Origin of the sequence: Bradyrhizobium barranii subsp. barranii (assembly GCF_017565645.3) — a bacterium.
GTDB classification, from domain to species: domain Bacteria; phylum Pseudomonadota; class Alphaproteobacteria; order Rhizobiales; family Xanthobacteraceae; genus Bradyrhizobium; species Bradyrhizobium barranii.
Map to the genome: position 1 here is coordinate 804,309 of NZ_CP086136.1, position 22,322 is coordinate 826,630.

At 65.1% G+C, this 22,322-nt stretch carries 20 protein-coding genes, 1 tRNA gene and 4 pseudogenes; 16 read left to right on the forward strand and 9 right to left on the reverse strand.

Translation table 11 applies throughout. The features are described 5' to 3' along the window. Positions 1 to 71 precede the first annotated feature (71 nt). Entirely contained in the window at positions 72 to 1,517 is a 1,446-nt protein-coding gene (locus tag J4G43_RS03930) for an MATE family efflux transporter (RefSeq protein ID WP_208084056.1), read from the forward strand. Here the strand turns inward: J4G43_RS03930 and J4G43_RS03935 are convergent. The 5 genes and pseudogenes from J4G43_RS03935 to J4G43_RS03955 all read right to left on the reverse strand — a co-directional run bounded on the left by J4G43_RS03935 (position 1,514) and on the right by J4G43_RS03955 (position 4,606). Further along, positions 1,514 to 2,002: a hypothetical protein gene (locus tag J4G43_RS03935; protein WP_208084057.1), complete on the reverse strand. Its 489-nt coding sequence runs from the start codon at positions 2,000 to 2,002 to the stop codon at positions 1,514 to 1,516. The two genes, J4G43_RS03930 and J4G43_RS03935, sit on opposite strands and share 4 nt — an antisense overlap. 100 nt (positions 2,003 to 2,102) lie before the next feature. Then, positions 2,103 to 2,504, reverse strand: a complete 402-nt coding sequence (locus J4G43_RS03940; protein WP_208084058.1) for an SRPBCC family protein — start codon at positions 2,502 to 2,504, stop codon at positions 2,103 to 2,105. 181 nt (positions 2,505 to 2,685) lie between these two features. Next, positions 2,686 to 3,040, reverse strand: a pseudogene (locus tag J4G43_RS03945) (VOC family protein). A gap of 55 nt (positions 3,041 to 3,095) precedes the next feature. Beyond that, the gene (locus J4G43_RS03950) at positions 3,096 to 3,935 is read right to left on the reverse strand and encodes a helix-turn-helix transcriptional regulator (protein WP_208084059.1); all 840 of its coding nucleotides are present in this window, start codon (positions 3,933 to 3,935) and stop codon (positions 3,096 to 3,098) included. 95 nt (positions 3,936 to 4,030) lie between these two features. Continuing rightward, a complete protein-coding gene (locus tag J4G43_RS03955; protein WP_208084060.1) occupies positions 4,031 to 4,606 on the reverse strand; it encodes a methylated-DNA--[protein]-cysteine S-methyltransferase in 576 nt (191 codons plus the stop codon). Between the two features lie 173 nt (positions 4,607 to 4,779). Here J4G43_RS03955 and J4G43_RS03960 point away from each other — a divergent pair. From J4G43_RS03960 to J4G43_RS04000, 9 genes and pseudogenes are all read left to right on the forward strand, one after another. Further along, positions 4,780 to 4,853 (forward strand) — tRNA-Gly (locus tag J4G43_RS03960). A 510-nt stretch (positions 4,854 to 5,363) separates the two neighbouring features. Further along, positions 5,364 to 6,200, forward strand: coding sequence for a TolB family protein (locus J4G43_RS03965; protein WP_225004608.1), 837 nt, complete (start codon positions 5,364 to 5,366; stop codon positions 6,198 to 6,200). A 316-nt stretch (positions 6,201 to 6,516) separates the two neighbouring features. Continuing rightward, positions 6,517 to 8,247: a VCBS domain-containing protein gene (locus J4G43_RS03970; protein WP_225005646.1), complete on the forward strand. Its 1,731-nt coding sequence runs from the start codon at positions 6,517 to 6,519 to the stop codon at positions 8,245 to 8,247. A 204-nt stretch (positions 8,248 to 8,451) separates the two neighbouring features. After that, positions 8,452 to 9,033, forward strand: coding sequence for a helix-turn-helix domain-containing protein (locus J4G43_RS03975; RefSeq protein ID WP_208084061.1), 582 nt, complete (start codon positions 8,452 to 8,454; stop codon positions 9,031 to 9,033). Further along, entirely contained in the window at positions 9,033 to 9,545 is a 513-nt protein-coding gene (locus J4G43_RS03980; RefSeq protein ID WP_208084062.1) for a GNAT family N-acetyltransferase, read from the forward strand. Before J4G43_RS03975 ends, J4G43_RS03980 begins: the two co-directional genes overlap by 1 nt. Positions 9,546 to 9,547: 2 nt before the next feature. Beyond that, a complete protein-coding gene (locus tag J4G43_RS03985) occupies positions 9,548 to 10,012 on the forward strand; it encodes a GNAT family N-acetyltransferase (protein WP_208089239.1) in 465 nt (154 codons plus the stop codon). Between the two features lie 88 nt (positions 10,013 to 10,100). Next, positions 10,101 to 11,144 (forward strand): LacI family DNA-binding transcriptional regulator, encoded by a 1,044-nt coding sequence (locus J4G43_RS03990; protein WP_208084063.1) that lies wholly within the window; start codon positions 10,101 to 10,103, stop codon positions 11,142 to 11,144. 82 nt (positions 11,145 to 11,226) lie between these two features. Continuing rightward, positions 11,227 to 12,684, forward strand: coding sequence for a xylulokinase (gene xylB / locus J4G43_RS03995; RefSeq protein WP_208084064.1), 1,458 nt, complete (start codon positions 11,227 to 11,229; stop codon positions 12,682 to 12,684). Beyond that, positions 12,681 to 12,968: pseudogene (locus J4G43_RS04000) on the forward strand (xylose isomerase); the annotation flags it as partial. The gene xylB and the pseudogene J4G43_RS04000, both read left to right, overlap by 4 nt. A gap of 32 nt (positions 12,969 to 13,000) precedes the next feature. Here the strand turns inward: J4G43_RS04000 and J4G43_RS04005 are convergent. Further along, positions 13,001 to 14,268, reverse strand: a pseudogene (locus J4G43_RS04005) (IS256 family transposase). Between the two features lie 98 nt (positions 14,269 to 14,366). On the opposite strand from J4G43_RS04005, the pseudogene xylA reads away from it, so the two are divergent. The 6 genes and pseudogenes from xylA to J4G43_RS04035 form a co-directional block, all read left to right on the forward strand. Then, positions 14,367 to 15,410 (forward strand): annotated as a pseudogene (gene xylA, locus J4G43_RS04010) (xylose isomerase); the annotation flags it as partial. Between the two features lie 12 nt (positions 15,411 to 15,422). Next, entirely contained in the window at positions 15,423 to 16,181 is a 759-nt protein-coding gene (locus tag J4G43_RS04015; protein WP_014491326.1) for an ATP-binding cassette domain-containing protein, read from the forward strand. Further along, positions 16,181 to 17,263, forward strand: coding sequence for an ABC transporter permease (locus J4G43_RS04020; RefSeq protein WP_071909150.1), 1,083 nt, complete (start codon positions 16,181 to 16,183; stop codon positions 17,261 to 17,263). Before J4G43_RS04015 ends, J4G43_RS04020 begins: the two co-directional genes overlap by 1 nt. 94 nt (positions 17,264 to 17,357) lie before the next feature. Beyond that, positions 17,358 to 18,290: a sugar-binding protein gene (locus J4G43_RS04025; protein ID WP_063985925.1), complete on the forward strand. Its 933-nt coding sequence runs from the start codon at positions 17,358 to 17,360 to the stop codon at positions 18,288 to 18,290. A 106-nt stretch (positions 18,291 to 18,396) separates the two neighbouring features. Further along, a complete protein-coding gene (locus tag J4G43_RS04030) occupies positions 18,397 to 19,374 on the forward strand; it encodes an aldo/keto reductase (protein WP_208084065.1) in 978 nt (325 codons plus the stop codon). Between the two features lie 4 nt (positions 19,375 to 19,378). Then, entirely contained in the window at positions 19,379 to 20,230 is an 852-nt protein-coding gene (locus tag J4G43_RS04035) for an amidohydrolase family protein (RefSeq protein ID WP_208084066.1), read from the forward strand. 183 nt (positions 20,231 to 20,413) lie between these two features. Here J4G43_RS04035 and J4G43_RS04040 read toward each other — a convergent pair whose 3' ends face one another. From J4G43_RS04040 to J4G43_RS04050, 3 genes are all read right to left on the reverse strand, one after another. Then, complete coding sequence (locus J4G43_RS04040) at positions 20,414 to 20,779, reverse strand: nuclear transport factor 2 family protein (RefSeq protein ID WP_208084067.1); 366 nt, start codon at positions 20,777 to 20,779, stop codon at positions 20,414 to 20,416. 154 nt (positions 20,780 to 20,933) lie between these two features. Next, positions 20,934 to 21,284, reverse strand: a complete 351-nt coding sequence (locus tag J4G43_RS04045; RefSeq protein WP_014491332.1) for a RidA family protein — start codon at positions 21,282 to 21,284, stop codon at positions 20,934 to 20,936. A gap of 117 nt (positions 21,285 to 21,401) precedes the next feature. Beyond that, entirely contained in the window at positions 21,402 to 22,319 is a 918-nt protein-coding gene (locus J4G43_RS04050; protein WP_208084068.1) for a CE1 family esterase, read from the reverse strand. Positions 22,320 to 22,322: the final 3 nt, after the last annotated feature.

The following is a 22,322-nucleotide window of genomic DNA, read 5'->3' on the forward strand; positions in this document are numbered from 1 at the left end:
TCCGCGCGAAGAAATTTATTGGCACACCTACGCATTGCCGCGCCGCAAATGGCCTGCGCCCGGGAGAGGACATGTCCGACATCGCCGAAATTCCGGTCGATGAACAAGAGCGCCCGTTGCCGCCGCCTCCGCGGCCGGTACGAAGCGCGCTGATGGACGGGCCGATTCTGCGCACGCTGCTCGGCCTCGCCTGGCCGAACGTGGTCGCGCTGTCGGCCGGCACCTGTGTGGTGATCGCGGAGACCTCCTATATCGGCCGGCTCGGCGTCGAGGCGCTGGCGGCAATGGCGCTGGTGTTTCCGACAGTGATCCTGACCATGACGATGTCCGGCGGGGCCATGGGCGGCGCCGTGGCGTCGGCCATCGCGCGGGCGCTCGGCGCAGGCGACCGCGAGCGCGCCGGCACGCTCGCCGCACATGCGCTGCTGATCGGCATCACCTTCGGCCTCGTCTTCATGCTGGGCATGCTGATCTTCGGGCCGCGCGTTCTGGAAATGCTCGGCGGACGCGGGGATGTGCTGACGCATGCGGTCGCCTACACGCAGGTGTTTTTTGGCGGGGCCGTGCTGCCGTGGCTGCTCAACACCATGGCCGGCGTGTTGCGCGGCACTGGCAACATGAAGCTGCCCTCGCTGTTGATGCTGAATTCCGCGGTCATGCAGGTCGTGCTTGGCGGTACGCTGGGCCTCGGGCTCGGGCCCGTGCCGCAGTTCGGCATGCGCGGCGTCGCGGCCGGCTCGCTGATCGCCTATTCCATGAACATCTGTGTGATGGGCTGGTACCTGTTCTCCGGCCGCGCCCGAATCGTACCGAAACTGCGCGGGCTGCGCGTTCAATGGGCGATGTTCTTCGATATCCTGAAGGTCGGCGCCATCGCCTGCTTCTCGCCGCTGCAATCGGTGCTGACGATCTCGATCTTCACCCACATGCTGGCAAAGTTCGGCACTGCGATCCTCGCCGGCTACGGCATCGGCGCGCGGCTGGAATTTTTGCTGACCTCGATCGCGTTCTCGTTCGGCATCGCTTCGGTGCCGATGATCGGCATGGCAGTCGGGGGCGGCCGCATCGCGCGCGCCCGGCGCATCGCCTGGATCGCCGGTGCGAGCGCGTTCGTCGCCGTCGGCGCGCCGGCGTGCCTCGTCGCGCTGTTCCCAGATCTCTGGGTCAACATCTTCACCGACAGCGCAACGGTGCGTGCGACCAGCCATCAATATCTGTCGACGGTGGCGCCGTTCTACGCCTTCATCGGGCTCGCCTCGACGATGTATTTCTCGTCGCAGGGCGCGGCCAAGGTGATCGGGCCGGTGCTGGCGCAGACCGCGCGCCTGATCTACATCGCTGCGATCGGCTGGTGGCTGCCGACGCACGACGCCACCGCGCAGAGCTTCTTCTGGCTGGCCGCCAGCTCGATGGTCGTGCTCGGCCTGCTCTCGTGCTCCAGCGTGGTGCTGACACGCTGGGGGCCGCGCGAGACGAAACCTACGATCAGGCCTGCGCTTTCGGGCGTTGCAGACTAGCGGTGTCTGTGGCGGCGATGGCCGCCGCCGCCGACATCGGCGAGCCGCATCAATTGCGGGATCATCGCCATCATGTCGCTGCCGCCGGAACCGCCCAGCATGCCCATGATGTCGCCGCCACCCATGCCGCCCATTCCGGTCGGTATGTAGCCGCCACCGCCCATCGGCGAGTAGCCGCCGTAATTGGGCGCGCCGAAGCCACCGCCGAAATTGCCGCCGCCGCCCCCCATCATGCCGCCGAGCCCGCCGCCGCCGTTCTCCATCATGCGGCTCATCATCGGACCCATGGTCTGCATCAGCATGGCGAAGCGGCGTTTACCCATCTTCGCCTTCATCATCTCCAGCATCGGCGCCATCTGGGTCATCATGTCCTCGCCGCCGGCGCCTCCGCCGCCGAGGAACTGCGCCTTTGCCGGCGCGCTTGAGATCGAAAACAGCAGCAGCACGACGGCTGCCTGGCAGATCACTTTATCCGCACCTCTCATGGCCTGCTCCTCGCGTGCGTGGCTCCGCCGGGAGAGCGGAGCCAACCGGACGCACGCGGCCATCGTTAGGGCCGGCGAGGGCAGGGCTCTGTGAGAAAGATCACGCAGCCACAGCCGGGAACGCCCGGTGTATCGCGGCGACGGCGTCCTTGGTCTGCCCCTGGACGTAAGCCGCAAGCTCGTTCGGCAGCATGTCGATGATCCAGACAAGGCGGCAGCTCGCCTCGCCCTCGGCGATCACCTGCACCGAGGCGCTGTAATGCCTGAGCCGCTCGTTGTTGATGGCGTAGACCAGCCGCCGCCGCGCATCGTCGCAATCGACCAGCACCTCGCGCGCCACTGATCCATTGGCGAAGGTGACGATGCGCGCATCGCCGTCGAGCGTGCAGGCGGTGACGAAGCCCGGCGCCAGCCGCTGAGGCAGCGCGCCGAAATCGCGCACGGCGTCCCAGACGTCGCGGGCGGGAACGGGGAGGGAAATGTCGTTGTGGATGGAGGCCATGGTTGATCCTTATAATGTGGAGAGACGAGCGATAGGGCCATCATCTCAGGTGTCATCGCCCGACTTGATCGGGCGATCCAGTATTCCAGAGGCCACTGTGATTGAATCGAGAAGCCGCAGCGTACTGGATGCCCCGGTCAAGCCGGGGCATGACAGCGTGTGAGGCGATGGCGGCCGACGCTCACACGCAAACCGCCTCGACATTGTTGCCATCGGGATCAATCAGGAACGCCGCATAGTAGGTCGGGCTATAGTCCTTGCGCGGGCCAGCGCCGCCATTGTCGCGGCCGCCGCTCTTCAGGCCCTCGCTGTGGAATGCCTTGACCGCATCATGGTCCTTGGCGCGAAACGCGCGCGCCGTCGGCCTTGCGTCCCTTGTTCAGGTGCAGCCAGAGCGCCGGCTCGCCCTTCGGCCCGAACCCCGCATAGCCGTCGCCGCTGGAGCACAGGGCGTAGCCGAGCGGCGCCAGCACCGCGGTGTAGAAGCGCGTGGCGGCGTCGAGGTCGGCAACACGCAGTCCGATGTGGTCGTACATGATCGTCTCCATTGCAAAGCGCGCCGCAACTGGCGCGCGCCGGAGACGACCCTATTCAGTTGAGGGTCGCGCGCTCTTGGAGAATCTTGCGCTCGCCCTTCGACGCCTGCCGGAACTTCGTCGGCGACACGCCGGCAGCGCGATGGAAGGTGCGGACGAAATTGGAGAGATCGCCGAAGCCGACGTCATAGGCGACATCGGTGACCGCGATGTCATCATCTGTCAGCAGCCGCGCCGCGTGGCGTAGCCGCGAGCGCACCAGATATTGATGCGGGGTGACGCCGAGCACGGCCGAGAACAGCCGCAGGAAATGGAACGGGCTGAGGCCCGCCTGCCGCGCGGCCTGTTCGAGGTCGACCTCGGCATGCGAGTTGGCGTCGATCCACAGCGCGGCTTCGACGGCGCGGCGGCGGTCGCGTGCGGTGGGCGTGGCCGGCTTGCGCGCCTTGCCCGAGACGACATCGATGAAGCGGCCGGCCAGAATTTGACCGACCTCGTCGAGACCGAGGTCGCTGTTGCCATCTGCCGCCGTCTGAGCGAGCTCGCCCAGCACCATCAGCTCGGGCAGCGGCGGTGTCGCGCCGACCTGCCAGATATCGCGTCGTCCCCCGAGGGCATCGACCAGGTCTTCGCTGAAGAAGAAGCCCAGGCAGACGTCGCCGCTGACATGCTCATGCGTGCAGGTGTATTCCTCGCGGGGAGCGCCGACCAGCATCGAGCCCGCCACCAGCTCGAAGAAGCCGGCGCGGCACTGGCAGCCGAAGCTGCCCGAGCGAACATAGGCAATGGAATGGCCGGTGCGGCACTCCGCGAACGGCTTGTCGTCCGGTCCCGCATCGCAGCGAAACTCGGAGACCGTGATCGATTGCGTGGTCAGCAGCGTGGTCGCATCCATGCCACCTATCTAGGCATGATCCGGACAAGTGTGTAGCGGTTGTCCGACGAGATCATGCCCAAAAAACAAAGCTAAGGTGCGATTGCGATCGCGCCTTAGCTGGGCCTCGGTGGGGCAACGGGCAGCAGCACCTCGAACAGCGTCTTGCTCGCGACCGGATGGGCGCCCTCGAGCGCCAGCAGCCGCCGCTTGGAGATCACCCCGCCGTAAGGCGAGAGTCGGTCGGCATAATTGCCGGCCTCCAGCACCCGGTGGCAGGGCACGATCAGCATGTAGGGATTTTTGGCGATCGCCTGCGCCACCGAATGCGCGGCGCCGGAGGCGCCCAGCGCCTTGGCGATCTCGTGATAGGTGCGGGTCTCCCCGCGCGGAATGGCGCAGGCGGCTTCATAAACGCGCCGGTGGAAGCCGGGGACGCCGCCGGCGTCCAGGCTGACGTCGGAAAAATCAGGGTCGCCGCCCTGCAGCAGGCCCATGATGCCCTCGATCGCAAGCTCGGCATTCAGCGGAGGCTGCTGCTCGCGCGCCTCGGGATGGACCGCGAAAATCCGGCGGCGGGTGTCGATCTCCCGCGCCTCCGGCAATTGCACGGCGACCACGCCGGTGCTGCTCCAGACGATGCCGCAGCGCCCTATGGCCGTGTTGAATATCGTGTAGCCACGCCCCACCATGCACACGCCCCACTCAGTGCACGTCTCTCCCCAGACGCGCGATCATAACACCGCCACAATCCGGCGCACCTGGAATCTTACTGAAACGTTAAGAAGCGTCCGGCCGGGTGCGCCAAACCGCTTGGCGGGAGGCGCCGTCTCGGCTAATCAGAGCGGGCGCTGCATGCGCATAAGCGGGCGTAGTTCAATGGTAGAACGGCAGCTTCCCAAGCTGCATACGAGGGTTCGATTCCCTTCGCCCGCTCCATTCAAAAATTGATGGCCGCTGATTTGGCGTGTTGGATGTTTCTCCGACCCCTGGCCACGTTCATCTTGGCGTATCCGGAAGCATGAAGGGGCCAAAGATCCGCCAAATGGCGTCGGTCTCCCCAGCGTCGGTTCAAGTGGCCAATTTTTGGTGATGGCAATTCTGGCGATGTAACGGATCACCGCTCGCGCTGCATTTCAGAAGGAGCGGCTTATTCATCCCGACGACACGAGATCACCCTGAGGGGTGCTATGCGCGCTGCCAGCCCGGTGCGGATGCGCATCGGTGAAAGACTATTGGCGCAGTTTTGATTGCCTGTCGTGCAGCGGCGCAGCCAACGACGCTCAATCTGATCCTTCATCTGATCCTTCGCGGCTGCATCAAGCGTTCGTCATCTAGGGGCACTAAACTTGCCTTGGACAACAGGGACTCATTGGTGCCGCGTCTCTGTTTCTGATTGTCGTGCAAAACATTCGGACCCGGCCTGTTGCCGGGCAAACGGAGGCATTGATGACGAATTCAGCACCTGTTTTCACCGCTGGCGGTGGCAGCGACGATGCGTTCACGCGCGTGTCGACCAGCGCAACCGGGGCGCAGGCGGATGGCGCGAGTGTCCAGGCAGCGTTCTCGCCCGACGGCACGAAAGTGGCGTTCGCATCCTATGCCGACAATCTGGTGCCCGGCGATACCAACGGTGCACCCGACGTCTTCGTGAAGGACCTTTCGACCGGGGCGATCACGCTCGTGTCGACCGATGCCAGCGGGGTTCAGCTGGGTGGCTACCAGCCGATTTTTTCGCCCGATGGCACCAAGTTGGCGTTCGCAACGGGCGCCGACATCTTCGTGAAGGACCTGGCCACCGGTGCCCTCACGCGCGTATCGACGAGTGCCAGTGGCGAACAGGCGGACGGCTTATCGACCACCAACCCGATATTCTCGCCTGATGGCACCAAGGTTGCGTTCTATTCCGATGCCGACAATCTCGTGCCTGATGATACCGACCACGTGCGCGACATCTTCGTGAAGGACCTGACCACTGGCGCTATAACGCTCGTGGCGCCCAGTCCATACAACGGAGGACCCGGCGGCGGCGGGCTTGAGAATGGCTTTACCTTCCCCCCCCCCCTCGTTCTCACCCGATGGCACCAAAATCGTGTTCGGGTCGGCCACAGTGCGCGGCGACACCACCGAGATCTACATCAAGGACCTTTCCACCGGGGCCACCACACTGGTGTCGGAGAGCGCCAGCGGCGCTCGTGGGGATCGCGGCAGCTTCGACCCGGTGTTCTCGCCAGATGGCACCAAGGTGGCGTTCTATACCTTTGCCGACAATCTTGTGCCGGGTAGTTCTAACAACCTAATCGGCAACATCGTCATTAAGGATCTGACCACAGGCGCGGTCACGCTGGTATCGACCGATGCCGACGGAGTCCCGCAGAACAACGGCGAAGCCCAGAAACCCGTGTTCTCGCCTGATGGCACCAAGGTGGCATTCGAGTCTTTATCCAGCATTCTGGTGCCGGGCGATACCAACCATACCTACGACATCTTTGTAAGAGATCTTACTACGCCTTCCTTCACCGCAGCGAAGCTGACGGACAATGGCGCTGCCCATGTTTCGACATCGCAGGCGGGTTTCTTTGCCGGTGCCCACACGGTCGCGGTGGCACCGCAAGACGGCAATCTCGGCACACTCACGGCCACCATCGACGTTGCCGATGGCAAGGTGACGTGGAGCTATGATGTCTCTCATGCCAACATCGCTCCGCTCGCGGCCGGACAGACCCATACCGACATCTTCATCTTGGTCCTCGACGGCTTCTACGGGACACAGGGCATCACCGTGACGCTGACGGGAATCGATGATGCGCCCGTGATCAGCTCGGGCACGACGGCAAGCTTCGCGGAGAATGGCTCTGGCGTCGCCTACCACGTCGCGGCGACCGATGTGGACAGTCCCGCGCTGACCTATTCGCTGTCCGGCACTGACGCGGCTCTGTTCGACGTGTCGGCGACGGGCGATGTGACGTTCAAGTCCGCGCCCGACTTCGAGGCCCCGAAGGACGCGAATCACGACAACGTCTATGACGTCACCGTCGCGGTCAGCGACTTGACAACAATCACGACAAAGAACGTCGCGATCACGGTCACTGACGTGAATGACACCAGCGGCGGCGGTGGCGTTCTGACTGTCACCGGCTCGACCGGCTTCACGTCGATTGATCGGGCCACGATCAATATCAGCGTGACCGGCAATTTGCACGAGACCGGCCGCGCCGGTGTGATCAGCAACAGCACGATCAACAATCTCGGTTCACTGAGCGAAACCCAGGCGATGCTCGCCTTCGTGAACGATACGATCGCCGGCGGTTCCCTCGGTGCGATCGTCGCCAATGGCGGCACCATCACCTTCGACAACGTGCATCTGGACGGGACGTTGCTGGATGCGACATCAGGCGGACTCATCGAATCCGTTGCAGGCAGCGCCAACAGCTTCAACAACGTGACGCTCAAGGCCGGCGCCGTGTTTGACGACAGTGCCGGAAGCGTTCTGAATGTCAGCGGCACGCTGAACAACGGCGGCAAGATCGAGCTCTTCAATTTCGCGAAAGTCATCCTGACCGGCGACGCCACGGTCATCGGCAATGGCGACATCAAGCTCGATCCGGGCTCCTCGATCCTGAACAGCGGTGGGCATCACACGCTCGACCTTGAAGGCGGCACGATCGACGGCGCCGGCACCATCGGAAACGGAGATCACAGCCTCACTTTGGATATCGGCTTCTCCGGCACGCTCGAGGCGAACGGGTCCCAGCCGCTTGCGGTGAACACCGGCAATTCCGTCACCAGCAGCGGCCTGATCGAAGCCGTGCATGCCTCGCTCAATTTCGACGACGCCGTTCTCAACACCTTTGGAACGATCACCGCCGATCAGGGCGGCACGATCGACTTCACGAGTGGCCTGACCAATGGCGGCATCGTCAATGTGCACGCCGGCAGTGAGGTGGATGTCTCGGGCAACCTCGTCAACAACGCCACTGTCCTGGATAATGGCGTGCTCAAGGTCGACAATTTGAGCGGGACCGGAACGGTCAACGTCAACAACGGGACATTGGTGGTCACCGGTAATTTGAGCAGCAATGTCGTTCTGACGGGTACGGACACGTTTGTTTTCGGGCCCGACGCCCGGCAAACATCCGGTCTCATCTCAAACTATACGCCAGGCACGACGCTGGTGCTGGATGGCTTCGACGCCAAGGTGAACGCGGCCTTCGACACTCAGACCAATATTTTGACGCTGACCGATGCGGATCATCATGCGATGACGCTTCACCTCGCGCCTGGATCCTTGATCCCGCAAGCCCATGGCGCGGCGCCGGATTTTCTTGTCTAGCGAATTTCCACGGAAAGCCCCGTCGAACCCGCCATTTTCCGGCGCCTGTGGCAAGGCGCCGGAGAATTTTCCGCGCAAAGATTCTAATATATTAGCTCCTCGCTCCCGGCACGCGCGTCCAGCCCGGCTTAAGCTCCTCTCGCCCGGATGGGTGCGGTCCTCGTGTCGGGCAATGTTCGGATGAAGACCAGGACCTGCAAAGAGATGGACCAGCAGAAACTCGATCGTGCGATCGGTCGTCGCTTGAAGACGTGGAGGACGCAGGCGGGCATCACGTTGAACGAACTCGCGACGCGCTCCGGTGTCAGCCGGGCCATGATCGGGAGGGTGGAGCGGGCGCAGAGCAGCGCCACCGCTGCGCTGCTCAACAAGCTCTGCGCGGCGCTCGATGTCACCCTCAGTGACGTCGTCGCGCTCGCCGAGAAACCGCCGGAGCGATTGATGCGGCTTGCCGACCAGCCGCTTTGGCGCGATCCCGACAGCGGCTACCGGCGGCGTCATGCCTCGCCGCCGGATGCGGCGAGCGGCATCGAGATCATCGTCGTTGACCTGCCGGCCGGCGCGCGCGTCTCCTACAGCCCCTGGGGCCGCAACGCGTTCACCCAGCAGCTGCTGATGCTGGAGGGCGCGGTCTGCGTGCATATCGACGCCAAGACCGTGCGGCTGCGCGACGGCGATTGTCTCGATTTCGACGTGATGCGGGCGGTGACCTTCGAGAACGAAACCAAACAGGATGCGCGCTACGTCATCATCACGAGGCTCGGCACATCGTACGGGAAAATGTGATGTCGATGATCGTGCGGGACGCCACGCTGGAGGATGCCGAAGATATTTTGGCCATCTACAATTACGCCGCGATCAACACCACGGCGGTGTGGACCGACGGACCGGCTGATCTGGCCTCGCGGCGCGAGTGGATGCGCGCACGGCAAGCGGCCGGCTATCCCGTGCTGGTCGCGATGAAGGGCAGGGACGTCGTCGGCTTCGCGTCATTCGGCGATTTCCGCCCCTGGCCCGGCTATCGCCACACTGTCGAGAATTCGGTCTATGTCGGCGAGCAACATCATCGGCTCGGCGTCGGCCGCTGCCTGATGGCCGCGCTGATCGAGCGCGCTATCGCGCTCAACAAGCACACGATGGTCGCCGCGATCGAGGCCTCGAATTCCGCCTCGACCGGGCTGCACGCGTCGTTCGGCTTTGCCGAGGTTGGCCGCATGCCAGAGGTCGGCTGCAAGTTTGGCCGCTGGCTCGATATGGTTCTCATGCAGAAGCGGCTTTCAAGCGGGGTGAGGCCGTGACGATGCAGGTCCGCACCGGCGACACCTTTGATCCCCGCGTCATTGCGATGCTCGACCATCACGTCGCGGCTGCGCGGGCGCAGACCGCGCCGGGCAGCGCCCATGCGCTCGATCTCGCTGGGCTGCGCGCGAGCGACGTCGCGTTCTGGACCGGCTGGGACGGCGAGACGCTGGTCGCCACCGGCGCGCTGAAGATGCTCTCGGCTGACCATGGCGAGGTGAAGTCGATGCACACGCTGCAAACCACGCGGAGGCGCGGCTTCGGCGGCCGGATGCTCCGCCACATCATCGCTGAGGCCCGCGCGCGTGGCTTGAAGCGGCTCAGCCTCGAGACCGGCTCCTGGGATTATTTCAAGCCCGCGCATGCGCTCTACCAGGCGCACGGTTTTGTGCTCTGCGGCCCGTTCGAGGGCTATGTCGAGGATCCCAACAGCCTGTTCCTGACGCGCGACCTTATGGGCGGCTGAGGCCGCGCGGTGTGACCCGGACCCGAAAACATCGTCGTGCGCCTCAAAATGAGTTGCGTACCTCAAAACACCTCGATAACCTTCAGCCATGGCCGATACTCTCACCGCGACCGCGCTGACGCTGAAGGACATCGCCCGCGAGGCGGGCGTCAGCCTCGCGACCGTCGACCGCGTCCTGCACAACCGCCCGGGCGTGCGGCCCGATACGGTCCGGCGGGTCAAGGCGGCGATCGAGCGCAACGCCTTCCAGCCGCACGTCGCGGCCGCGGAGCTCGCCCGCAGCCGTGCCCGCCGCTTTGCCTTCTTGATGCCGGCGGGGTCGAACCCCTTCATGCAGCAGATCGAGGCCTATCTCGGCGAGATGTCGGCCTGGCTCTCAGCCCGCCGCCTCGGCGTCGAGGTGGTCGCCACGGATGTGTTCGACCCGTCCGTGCTCGCGGCCTCGCTGGAGGCGCTGTCCGGCGATTACGACGGCGTCGCCGTGGTGGCGCTGGACCATCCCGGGGTCCGCGCCGCGATCAACGATCTCGTCGACGCCGGGACCAGGGTCGTGACGCTGGTCTCGGACGTGCCGTCCTCGCGTCGCCACCATTATGTCGGCATCGACAACATTGCGGCGGGACGCACCGCCGGCGCGCTGGTCGGTCGGCTGGTCGGCCTACGGTCCGGCAAGGTCGCGATCGTCGCGGGCTCGCAGGGCCTGCGCGACCATTCCGAACGCATCTTCGGCTTCAGCCAGGTGATGGCGTCGGAATTCCCCGATCTCAGCGTGCTGCCGGTGCTGGAAGGGCGCGACGAAGACGGCCGTTCGGAACAGGTTCTGGCGCAGCTGCTCGGCAGGCATGCTGACATTGTCGGCCTTTATAACGTCGGCGCAGGCACGCAAGGCGTCGCCACAGCGTTGAGCGATGCCGGCCGCGGCAAGCAGGTGGTATTCGTCGGACACGACGTCACCGTACTGACGCGCCGGCTGCTGTTGCAGGGCGTGATGGATGCCGCGATCTCGCAGAACCCCGGACATGAAGCGCGCGCCGCCGTGCGGGTGCTGCTCGCGCTTGCGCGCGGCGAGCCGATCTTGCGCGAACAGGAGAAGATCAGGATCGACATCGTGATGCGGGACAATTTGCCCTAGGGGCGGGTGGATTTCGAAACGGTCCGTTGCGGAAAGGGCGACTTCAAGAGCGCGCACCGCATCAGGCGAAAGGGAGGGCGGCGTGTATCTCGGTATCGACATCGGCACATCCGGTGTGAAAGCGGTGCTCGTGAGCGAAACCGGCGCGATTGTCGCGACGGCCGCGCGCGAGCTTGCGCTGTTGCATCCCGCGCCGCTGTGGTCCGAGCAGGATCCCGACGCCTGGGTCAATGCGGCGGTTGGCGCCGTCGACGATCTCGCCGCCCGCCATCCGCGCGAGGTCGCTCAGGTGCGCGGCATCGGGCTGTCCGGCCAGATGCATGGCGCGACGCTGCTGGACGAGGATGGACGGCCGCTGCGCCCCGCTATTCTGTGGAACGACGGCCGTTCGCACGCCGAATGCGTCGCGCTCGAGCGGCGCTGCCCGTCGCTGCACACGATCGCCGGCAATCTGGCAATGCCCGGCTTCACCGCGCCCAAGCTGCTCTGGGTCGCGCGGCACGAGCCGCAGATCTTCGAGCGCGTGGCGAAGGTGCTGCTGCCGAAGGCCTATGTGCGTTATCGCCTCACCGGCGAGATGGTCGAGGACATGTCCGACGCCGCCGGCACGCTGTGGCTCGACGTCGGTCTGCGCCGCTGGTCGGCGCTGCTGCTGCATGCCGTCGGGCTCGATCTCCACCACATGCCGCGCCTCGTCGAGGGCAGCGAGGTCAGTGCAGTGCTCGCGCCGGAATTCGCGCGGCGCTGGGGCATGGCGAATGATGTCGTGATCGCCGGCGGTGCTGGCGACAATGCCGCGAGCGCCATCGGGCTCGGCGCGATCGCGCCGGGCGATGCGTTCCTGTCGCTCGGCACATCAGGCGTGGTGTTCCGCGTCACCGATCGGTTTGCACCGGCGCCGGCTTCGGCCGTGCATGCGTTCTGCCATGCGCTGCCCGGCCTCTGGCATCAGATGGGCGTGATGCTGTCGGCCGCGGCTTCGTTGGCCTGGCTCGCGGGCGTGATGGAGACGCCGGCGGCCGCGCTCCTGGCGCCGCTCGGCGAGCGTGTCGACGGACCGAGCTCCATAAAATTCCTGCCCTATCTCGATGGCGAGCGCACGCCGCACAACGATGCCGCCGCCAGCGGCGCCTTCGTCGGCCTGCGCGGTGCGACCGGGCGCAGCCAGATCGTGCAGGCCGTGCTGGAAGGCGTCGCCTTCGCCGCGCGCGACAACCTCGCGGCGCTGAGCGCGGCCAGCGGGCCGATCGCGGAGGTCGATCTCGTCGGCGGCGGCTCGCGCTCGCCCTTGTGGGCGCAGATCTGCGCCGACGTGCTCGGCATTCCCGTCCACCGGGTTGAGGAAGGCGAGGTCGGGGCGGCGCTCGGCGCCGCACGGCTCGGCCGGCTCGCCGCCACCGGCGAAGATCCCGCGGAAGTGTGCAAGCGCCCGCGGCGGCTCGCGAGTTTTGTGCCCCGCGCATCCGTCACTGCGGCCTATGACGAGGCCTATCGGCGGTGGCGCGAACTTTATCCTGCGTTGAAGGAGAGCCTTAAGTGAACGCATCAGCCAAATTCTTCGATGCAAGCGCCCCTGTCGCCTTCGGCGGCAAGGATGCGGGAAACACGCCCACCTTCCGATGGTACGACAAGGACCGGCTCGTGCATGGCCGCAGGCTCGAAGATCACCTGCGCTTTGCGGTCTGCCACTGGCATTCGTTCTGCTGGCCGGGCGGCGATCCCTTCGGCGGCGAAACCTTTCTGCGCCCCTGGCATCATGGTGCCGATGCGATGGCGCAGGCACGCGCCAAGGCCGATGTCGCCTTCGAGCTGTTCCGCCTGCTGAGCTATGGCTGATTTTGGGTGACGCGGCCTGATCAGGCGGCGTGGCTTTCAGTGTTCGGAATGACTTCGATTCCGTCGATGAACTTTACACCGGCGATGACTTTCGGCAACTGGTTCGTGCTCTTCAATCGCCGCCAGGTCTTCGATGCGGCGTCGATGAGCTTGAACACCATCAGCTTCGCAGTTTGTTGCGACAGCGATCCCTTGGTCCGCACCGTTCGGTGGCGCACCGTGGCGAAGACGCTCTCGATCGGGTTCGAGCTGCGTAGGTGGATCCAGTGCTCAGCAGGGAAGTCGAAGAAGGCGAGCAGCGCATGGCGATCCTTGATCAGGCACTCCACCGCACGTCCGTATTTGACGTGGTATTTCTCGACGAAGACGTCGATCGCGGTTTCAGCTTCGGCCCGGTGTGGGGCCAGATAGATGTTCCGCAGGTCGTTCTTCATGGGGCCCTGCACGGATTTGGCGACCTTGTCGAGTACGTTGCTCACTTTATGGCACCAGCATCGTTGGTGCCGCGTGCCGGGAAAGGCCTCGTCCAGTGCCTTCCAGAAGCCGAGGGCGCCGTCGCCGATGGCGAGTTGCGGGGCAATCGTAACCCGCGTTGCCGCAGGTCGATCAGGAGTTCGCGCCAGCTCTGCGCGCTCTCGCGCACGCCGACCTGGAAGCCGATCAGCTCCTTCTTGCCTTCCGGCGTGGTGCCAATCAGCACCAGCATGCATTCGCTGTGATCTTCCATGCGGGCCTGCAGGTACACGCCATCGGCCCAGATGTAGACATAGCGACGCGCCGACAGATCGCGTCTCTGCCAGCGTTCGTACTCGACCTGCCAATCGGCCTTCAGGCCGGCGATCACCGAAGGCGACAGGTTCGGCGCATCCTTGCCGAGCAGCGCCGAGAGCGCCTCCTGGAAGTCGCCGGTCGAGATGCCGCGCAAATAGAGGACCGGGATCAAGGCATCCAGGCTCTTCGTCCGCCGCGCCCATAGCGGCAGGATTGCCGAACTGAAGCGGAGGCGGTCGCCTGGCCCGCTCGCTCCGCGGTCGCGGACCTTGGGACGAGCGACCTCCACCGGACCGATGCCGGTCGCAATCTCGCGCACCGGACCGTGCCCATGTCGGACCAGGCGCGCTCGACCGTCGGGCAGCGTCAGATTGGCCGTGCTGGCCAGAAACGCGCCAACCTCGATCTCGATCGCCCTGGCAAGCAGGTCCCGCGCGCCGGCACGAACGATATCGGTCAGTGGATCATCAACCGCGGACGGCTGACGGAAAGCAAGAACATTGGTAGTCTCGGTCATGGCGTATCGCTCTCCTCGAGAGGTTCTGGCAGGCTCGTCACCCGCCTCGATACGCCGCCTTCCTCACACCGTCATCACCCAGATTCCGCCATAGCTCCCGCCTGCTGGACGTGCCCTTCTTCACCTTCCACGACGTCGATGCGGCGCCGGAAGGCACTTCGCTCAGCGAGTCCGTCGCCAATCTCAACGCGGTCGCCGATCTGTTCGAGGCGAAGATGGCCTCCGCAAAAGTCCGCTTGCTCTGGGGCACCGCCAATTTGTTCACGCATCGCCGCTATATGGCGGGTGCCGCGACCAATCCGGACCCCGAAATCTTCACCTATGCCGCCGGCCAGGTCCGCGCCGCGCTGGAGGTGACGCACCGGCTCGGCGGCCAGAACTATGTGCTGTGGGGCGGCCGCGAGGGCTACGAGACGCTGCTCAACACCGATCTCAAGCGCGAGCTCGACCAGCTCGGCCGCTTCATCTCGCTGGTCGTCGAGCACAAGCACAAGATCGGGTTCAAGGGCCCGATCCTGATCGAGCCGAAGCCGAAGGAGCCGACCAAGCATCAATATGATTTCGACGTCGCCACCTGCTACGGCTTCCTGGAGCGCTACGATCTCCTGAACGACGTCAAGCTCAACATCGAGCAGAACCACGCCATTCTTGCCGGCCACTCCTTCCATCACGAGGTCGCGCTCGCCGAGGCGCTCGGAATCTTCGGCTCGCTCGACGTCAATCGCGGTGACGATCTGCTTGGCTGGGACACCGACCAGTTCGCGATGAACGTGCCGGAGCTGGCTCTGGTGTTCCACGAGATCCTGAATCGCGGCGGCTTCACCTCGGGCGGGCTCAATTTCGACGCCAAGATCAGGCGGCAGTCGATCGACCCCGACGATCTGATCCATGCCCATGTCGGCTCGATGGATGCCTGCGCGCGCGCGTTCCTCGCCGCCGCTGACATGCTCGATGCCGGCGCCCTCACCGCACCGCTCGCGCAGCGCTACGAGGGATGGGCGGCACCCGAAGGCCGGGCCATTCTCGGCGGCCAGCGCTCGCTCGCCGAACTGGCCGACCGTGCGCTCAGCCCCGGCTTCGACCCGCGGCCGCGCTCGGGACGGCAGGAATATCTGGAATCCCTGGTAAACCGCTACGTCTGAGGAAGGCCGCTGATGACAAAGGCTGAAGCGACACCGGTCCTCGAGCTGACCGGCATCGGCAAGGAGTTCGGCGCAATCCGCGCGCTGCACGGCGTCGACCTGCAGGTCCAGCCCGGCGAGGTCGTCGGCCTGATGGGTGACAACGGCGCGGGCAAGTCCACGCTGGTCAAGATCATCGCCGGCAATTTCCGTCCCAGCCATGGCGAGATCCGCTTTGCCGGCAACGCGGTCCATTTCAACCGGCCCGTCGATGCCCGCGGCGTCGGCATCGAGGTCGTTTACCAGGACCTCGCGCTTGCCGACAATCTGACGGCTGCTGCCAACGTCTTCCTCGGCCGCGAGCTGAAGCGCAGGTTCGGCCCGCTCGCACTGCTCGACCACAAGGCGATGGCGGCGCGTGCGCTGGAGCTGTTCGGCGAATTGCGCTCGGAGACGCGCCCCGACGATCTCGTCAAGCAGATGTCTGGCGGCCAGCGCCAGGCGGTTGCGATCGCGCGGACGCGGCTGTCCAACGCGCGGCTGGTCATGATGGACGAGCCGACCGCCGCGATCTCGGTGCGCCAGGTCGAGCAGGTGCTCGGCCTGATCCACCGGCTGAAGGAGCAGGGCGTCGCCGTCATGCTGATCTCGCACCGCATGCCCGACGTGTTCGCGGTGTGCGATCGCGTGATCGTCATGCGCCGCGGCGAGAAGCGGGCCGACAAGCCGATCCACCAGACGTCGCCCGAGGAAGTCACCGCCCTGATCACTGGCGCGAAGGAGGCGGCGTGATGGCCATGCCATTGGAATCCCCGGTCAGCTTCTCGAACGTCGGCAAGATCAAATGGTGGCAGCGCGGCATCTTCGCTTCCCAGACCGGCTATGTGCTGCTCGCGCTGGCGATGCTGCTGGTGGTCATGCATTTCGCCAGCCCCTATTTCTTCACCGAAGGCAACATGCAGAACGTGGCGAAGAATTTCTCCTTCATCGCCATCGCCACCCTCGGCGTCACCTTCGTGATCATCACCGGCGGCATCGATCTGTCGGTCGGCTCGATGATGTGCTTCTCCGCCATGATCACCTCGATGGTCATGACCGAGCTGTCGGCGCCCGGCTCGCCCGCAGGCTCGCTGTTCGTGCATATGGCCGCTGACGGCAAGACCGTGCTGGCCAACGTGCCGGGTCTGATCCTGCTGATCTCGATCCTCGCGGGGCTCGGCGTCGCGCTGATCGCGGGCCTCGTCAACGGCTTCTGTATCGCCGTGCTCGGCCTGTCGCCCTTCGTCACCACGCTCGGCATGCTCTCGATCGTGCGTGGGCTCGGCTATGTCGTCTCCAACGGCCGCGGCAGTTTTCCGGGCGGGCCGGACGCTGATTACTTCTACGCGCTCACCTCGGGCGATGTGCTCGGCGTGCCCGTGCCCTTCATCTATCTCGTGGTCCTCGCGCTGGCGATGGCCGTGGTCCTGCACCACAGTTCGTTCGGCCGCCACGTGTTCGCGCTCGGGGGCAACGAGAAGGCCGCCGAGCTCACGGGCATACCGGTCGTGCGGGTGAAGATCGAGGTCTATGTGATCTGCGCGCTTGCCGCAGGGCTGCAAGGCATCATCATCTCCGGCTGGCTCGGATCGGCGCCCGCCAACATGGCGACGTCCTACGAGCTCAACGTGATCGCAGCGGCCGTCATCGGCGGTGCCAACCTCGCCGGCGGCATCGGCGGTCCGTTAGGGGCCATCGTCGGCTGCGTGCTGCTGGAAGTGATCCGCAACGGCCTCGTGCTGGCACAGGTCAGCTCCTACTGGCAGCAGACGCTGGTTGGCGTGATCATCATCCTGGCGGTGCTGGTCGATCGCATCCGCTCGCGGATGATCTGAACTGACGTCGTTCCGGGAGGGCAACGAAAATGTCGCCTGTCCGCTCCCCGGACGATCTTGAGAGGATGGGCGCCAGAGAAGGGTGGAGGAAACAATGAGGAAACTTCTTCTTGCCGGCATCGCGGTCGCGATGATGGCGACGCCGGCGTTTGCCGCGAACTACCGTTTCGTGATCGTGCCCAAGGCGATGAACAATCCGTTCTTCGACTTCGCGCGCGACGGCTGCCTGAAGCGTGCCAAGGAGCTCGGTAACATCGAGTGCATCTACAAGGGGCCGGTGGAGCATGAGCCGGCGACGCAGGCGCAGATCATCCAGGACTTCGTCACCCAGAAGGTCGACGGCCTCGCCATCTCGGTCGCCGACGTTGCGGCCATGACCAAGTCGATCGAGGCGGCGACCGCGGCCGGCATCCCCGTCATCACCTTCGATGCCGATGCGCCTGGCTCCAAGCGGATCGCCTATATCGGCACCAACAACAAGGAGTTCGGCGTCGCGCTTGGCAAGGAGCTCTTGAAGCTGCGGCCCGATGGCGGCAAATACGCGATGGTCTCGGGCGGTCCGGGCGCCAAGAATCTCGCCGAGCGCGTCGACGGCGTCCGCGAGGCGCTGAAGGGCTCGAAATGGACCGAGGTCGCGGGCTCGCCGACCTTCTGCAACGACGATCCGGCGCTGGCGGTCCAGCAGATGACGGATATGCGCACCGCAACGCCCGACCTCGCCTCGATCGTTCCCATCGGCGGCTGGCCGATGTTCGCTCCCGAAGGCTTCAAGGCCTTCGCCTCCAGGAACAAGAAGGACATCGACTCCGGCAAGTTCACGCTGGTTGTCGCCGATACGCTGAAGATGCAGCTCGAACTGCTGCGCGACGGCTATGCCAATGCGCTGGTCGGCCAGCGTCCGTTCGAGATGGGCGAGAAGGCGATGGACACGCTGCTCGCCATCAAGAAGGGCGAGAAGGTGCCCGAGATCGTCTATACCGGCCTCGATCTCGTGACCAAGGACAACGTTGCGCAGATGTTGAAGTAGGAGCGTCGCCAGCCCCGTGCTCCTGCAAGCCTCTCCCGCTTGCGGTTTCCGCAAGCGGGAGAGATGATTGGACGGTTGGAAGGAAGACTTTTGGAAGGCAATGGGAATGAAACGGTCGCGGCTCGGCTCCCTCGACGTCACCTCAATCGGTCTCGGTTCGGCCCCGCTCGGCGGATTGTTCACCGCCGTCAGCGATACCGATGCGCTCGCCACGATCGAGCGCGCCTGGTCGGCCGGCATCCGCTTCTACGATACCGCGCCGCTCTACGGCTTTGGCCTCGCCGAACGGCGGATCGGCGCTTTCCTGCGGCAGCAGCCGCGCGACTCCTACGTCATCTCGACCAAGGTCGGTCGTCTGCTGCGCGCGCCGGATGGCGCGGCCGCCGAGGACGCGCACTACAAGGGCACGTCGCGCGAGCGGCCGGTGTTCGACTTCTCCTATGACGGCGTGATGCGTTCGGTGGAGGAGAGCCTGACGCGCCTTGGGCTCGACCGCATCGATGTCCTGCTCGTGCATGATCCCGATGATCATTATGACGACGCCGTGGCCGGCGCCTTCCGCGCGCTCCAGCGCCTGCGCGCCGACGGCACGGTCAAGGCGATCGGTGCCGGCATGAACCAGTCGGAAATGTTGGTCCGTTTTGCCCAGGCCGTTCCGGTCGACTGCTTCCTGCTCGCCGGCCGCTACACGCTGCTCGACCAGGGCGCGCTGGATGCGCTGTTTCCGGTCTGCCGCGAGAAGAGCATCGGCATTCTGCTCGGCGGCATCTACAACAGCGGCATTCTGGCCAATCCGCATCCTGGCGCGAAGTTCAACTATCAGGATGCCGACGCGGCGCTGATCGCGCGTGCACTCGAGCTCGACGAGCTCTGCCGCAAGCACGGGACCGAGCTGAAGGCCGCCGCGCTCCAGTTCTGCATGGCCCATCCGGCGGTCACAATTGCCGTGCTAGGCGCGCGCAACGCCGCGGAAGTTTCCGACAACATCGCGATGTCGGAGAAGGCGGTGCCACAAGCCTTCTGGCAGGAGCTGCGTGCGCGCAAGCTCGTCGACGCACGCGCGCCGTTGCCGGGCGGAGCGTGAGGGCATGATCATCGACGGCCATCAGCATTTCTGGGATCCGTCGCGCGCCGACTATCCCTGGATGGACGCGCCGGAATTGGCCTTGATCCGCCGCGCCTTCGGCCCCGCCGATCTCGCGCCGCTGTTGAAAGCAAACGGCATCGACGCGAGCATATTGGTGCAGTGCCGCTCCGCGCTGGAGGAGACCGAGGAATTCTTGCGGATCGCGCATGCGACGCCCACGGTGATTGGCGTCGTCGGCTGGGCCGACCTGACGGACGGTGCGCTTGGCGACACGCTTGACCGCCTGCGGGCTTCGCCCGGCGGCGACAAGCTGGTCGGCATTCGTCACCAGGTGCATGACGAGGCCGATCCGGACTGGCTGCTGCGCGAGGACGTTCAACGTGGCCTCACCGCAACGTTCGCCCGCGATCTCGCCTACGATTTTCTCGTCCGCACCCGCGAATTGCCTGCCGCGATCGCAACTGCACAGGCCTTTCCGCAAGCGCGTTTCGTGCTCGACCACGCCGCAAAGCCGCCGATCGCCAATGGCGGAAGCGCCGAATGGGCCGATCGCATCGCGGCTCTCGCGGCCTGCGGTAATGTCTGGTGCAAGATTTCGGGCCTCGCGACGGAAGCGGTGTGGAGTGACTGGGACGCCGAGCGGCTGTTTCCGTTCGTCGAACATGCCGCAACGTGTTTTGGCGAGGATCGCCTGATCTTCGGCTCGGACTGGCCGGTGTGTCTGCTTGCCGGGAGTTATGGCGAGATCAAGGGGGCGCTGGAAGCGTGCCTGGCGAAGCTGGGTCCGAATGTTCGAGAGAAGGCATTTGGTGTGAATGCGAAGAGAGCCTATCGGCTGGCAACTGCAAGCTAAGGGCCGGGCTCTTGCTTACCCTCCCCTGGAGGGGGAGGATCGATCGCGCGTAGCGCGAGCGGGGTGGGGTGATCTCTCCGCTCGGGCATCGCATCGGTGGAGAGACTGTCACCCCACCCCCTCTCACATTTCGCTGCGCTCAATGTGAGCCGACCCTCCCCCTCGAGGGGAGGGTAAGAGACGTCACGCGCCCGCGGGCACCTGGTCCAGAAATCCCGTGATGTTCCTGATGCGGCCGTCCTTCAGCACGGCGAAGTCGGTGCCCTTGATCGGGCCGTCGACACCGTCGGGACCGAGGCCCCATGAGAAGCGGACGTGTTCGCCGTAGCCGTTGGGCTCGCCGATCAGCGTGAACTTGAAGTCGGGAAAGCGCTGCTGCACGCCCGCGATCAGCGCGTCGATGCCGTCCCGGCCGTCGCCCTTCATCAGGGGATCGACATAGCTCGCATCCGCCGTCCAGTTCTCGCTGAGCAGTTCGCGACGGCGGCCTGCGGCGCGCTCGTTCCAGAGCTCGATGTAGCGGCGGGCGATGGTGACGGGGTCGGTCATGGTGCTCTCCTTCGATGGCGCCGTGTTCGGCTGTCTCGACTATCGAAGGTTCGCACGCGCAGATCGATTACCTCGGAGGTCATGCGTACGCAGAAAAGAAGCGCGATGATGCTCTCATCGCGCTTCGGACGTTCGCAACAATCTCAGCGCGAATTTACTTCGCCGCGGTGACCATGATCTCGACGGTGTACTGAGCCGCCGCGAGCTTGGCTTCGACAGTGGCGCGAGCCGGGGTGTTGCCGGGCGAGACCCAGGCGTCCCACACCGCGTTCATCTCGGCAAAGGTCTTCATGTCGGTGATGTAGATCGTGGCCGAGAGCAGCTTCGACTTGTCGGTGCCGGCCTTGGCGAGATGGCTGTCGATGGTCGCCAGGATGTCCTGGGTCTGCTTCGTGACGCTTTCACCGGCGGCCTTGTTGGCGACGACGCCGGCGAGATAGACGGTGTTGCCGTGCACGACGACCTGGCTCATGCGCGGGCCGGTTTCGAAACGCTGAATGCTCATTGGGGGATCTCCTGGTGGGAATGGCGGCCCTGTCTAACCCAGCGCCCCCTGCTCTGCCACCCCGGGCACGCATGCGTTGCCAGGCACGCATGCGTGGCCCGCTGATGCATGCGCCGTTCACGGAAATTGACTGAAAAACGACCAGATCGTCTCGGCGCCGTCGATGTCGCGGTTCTGCGGCCCGAGCAGGCTGGTTGCAACCTTCGGGAAGCGGGCATCCGGAGCGAAGCCGGGCATGCGGTGGCCGCCATGGTTGATGCGATAGAGCACGACGTCGTGCCCTTTGGGACAGCGTGAGGAGATCCGTGTGACCGTAGACTGATCCGCGGGCGCCTTCTCGGGCAAATCGGTCACCTCGGCGTCGTCGGTCTCGCAACCATTGAGCTTGCGCCAAAAAGCCAGCGTCTCTTCGGTGGACCAGAACCCGTCTGCGGCATAATAGCTCGATCCCCGTCCTCCCTCGTAGGGGACCAACGGGTCGGCCGTGCCGTTGATGAGCAGCATCGGCAGCGGCCGCGATGGATGGCAAGTGACTGCGGCCTCATCCGTGAGGTTCATGATCACGCTCGCGCCCGCCGCAAACAGATCGGCGCGCGCGCAAACCAGCGTCATCGCCATGGCGCCGCCATTGGAGATGCCGGCGACATAGACACGCTTCGGGTCCGCCGTGCCGTTCGTCACCAGCGACTCGACCAGCTTTGCGATGAAGGCGATGTCGTCGGTGCCCTCGGGCGGGCCACGCAGCGCTGGTCCAGCCTTGGTCCGCGCATCGGCCCAGGCATGGTTGAGGCCATCAGGGAAGACCACGGCAAAACCTTCGCGCTTCGCGACCTGTGGCCACGCCGTTCGCGCGACCATGTCGGCGCCGCGCTGGGTCTTGCCGTGCAGCACGACCACGAGCGGCACCAGCCGCTTCGCCGGCAGTTGCGCGGTGTAGGATCGCTTCACGCCGTTGACGTCGATCGTATCGGCGGATGCGGCCGAGGCTGCGGCCAATGCCGCAAGAAGCGCCCCGATCTGCATCCACCTCCGCATGAT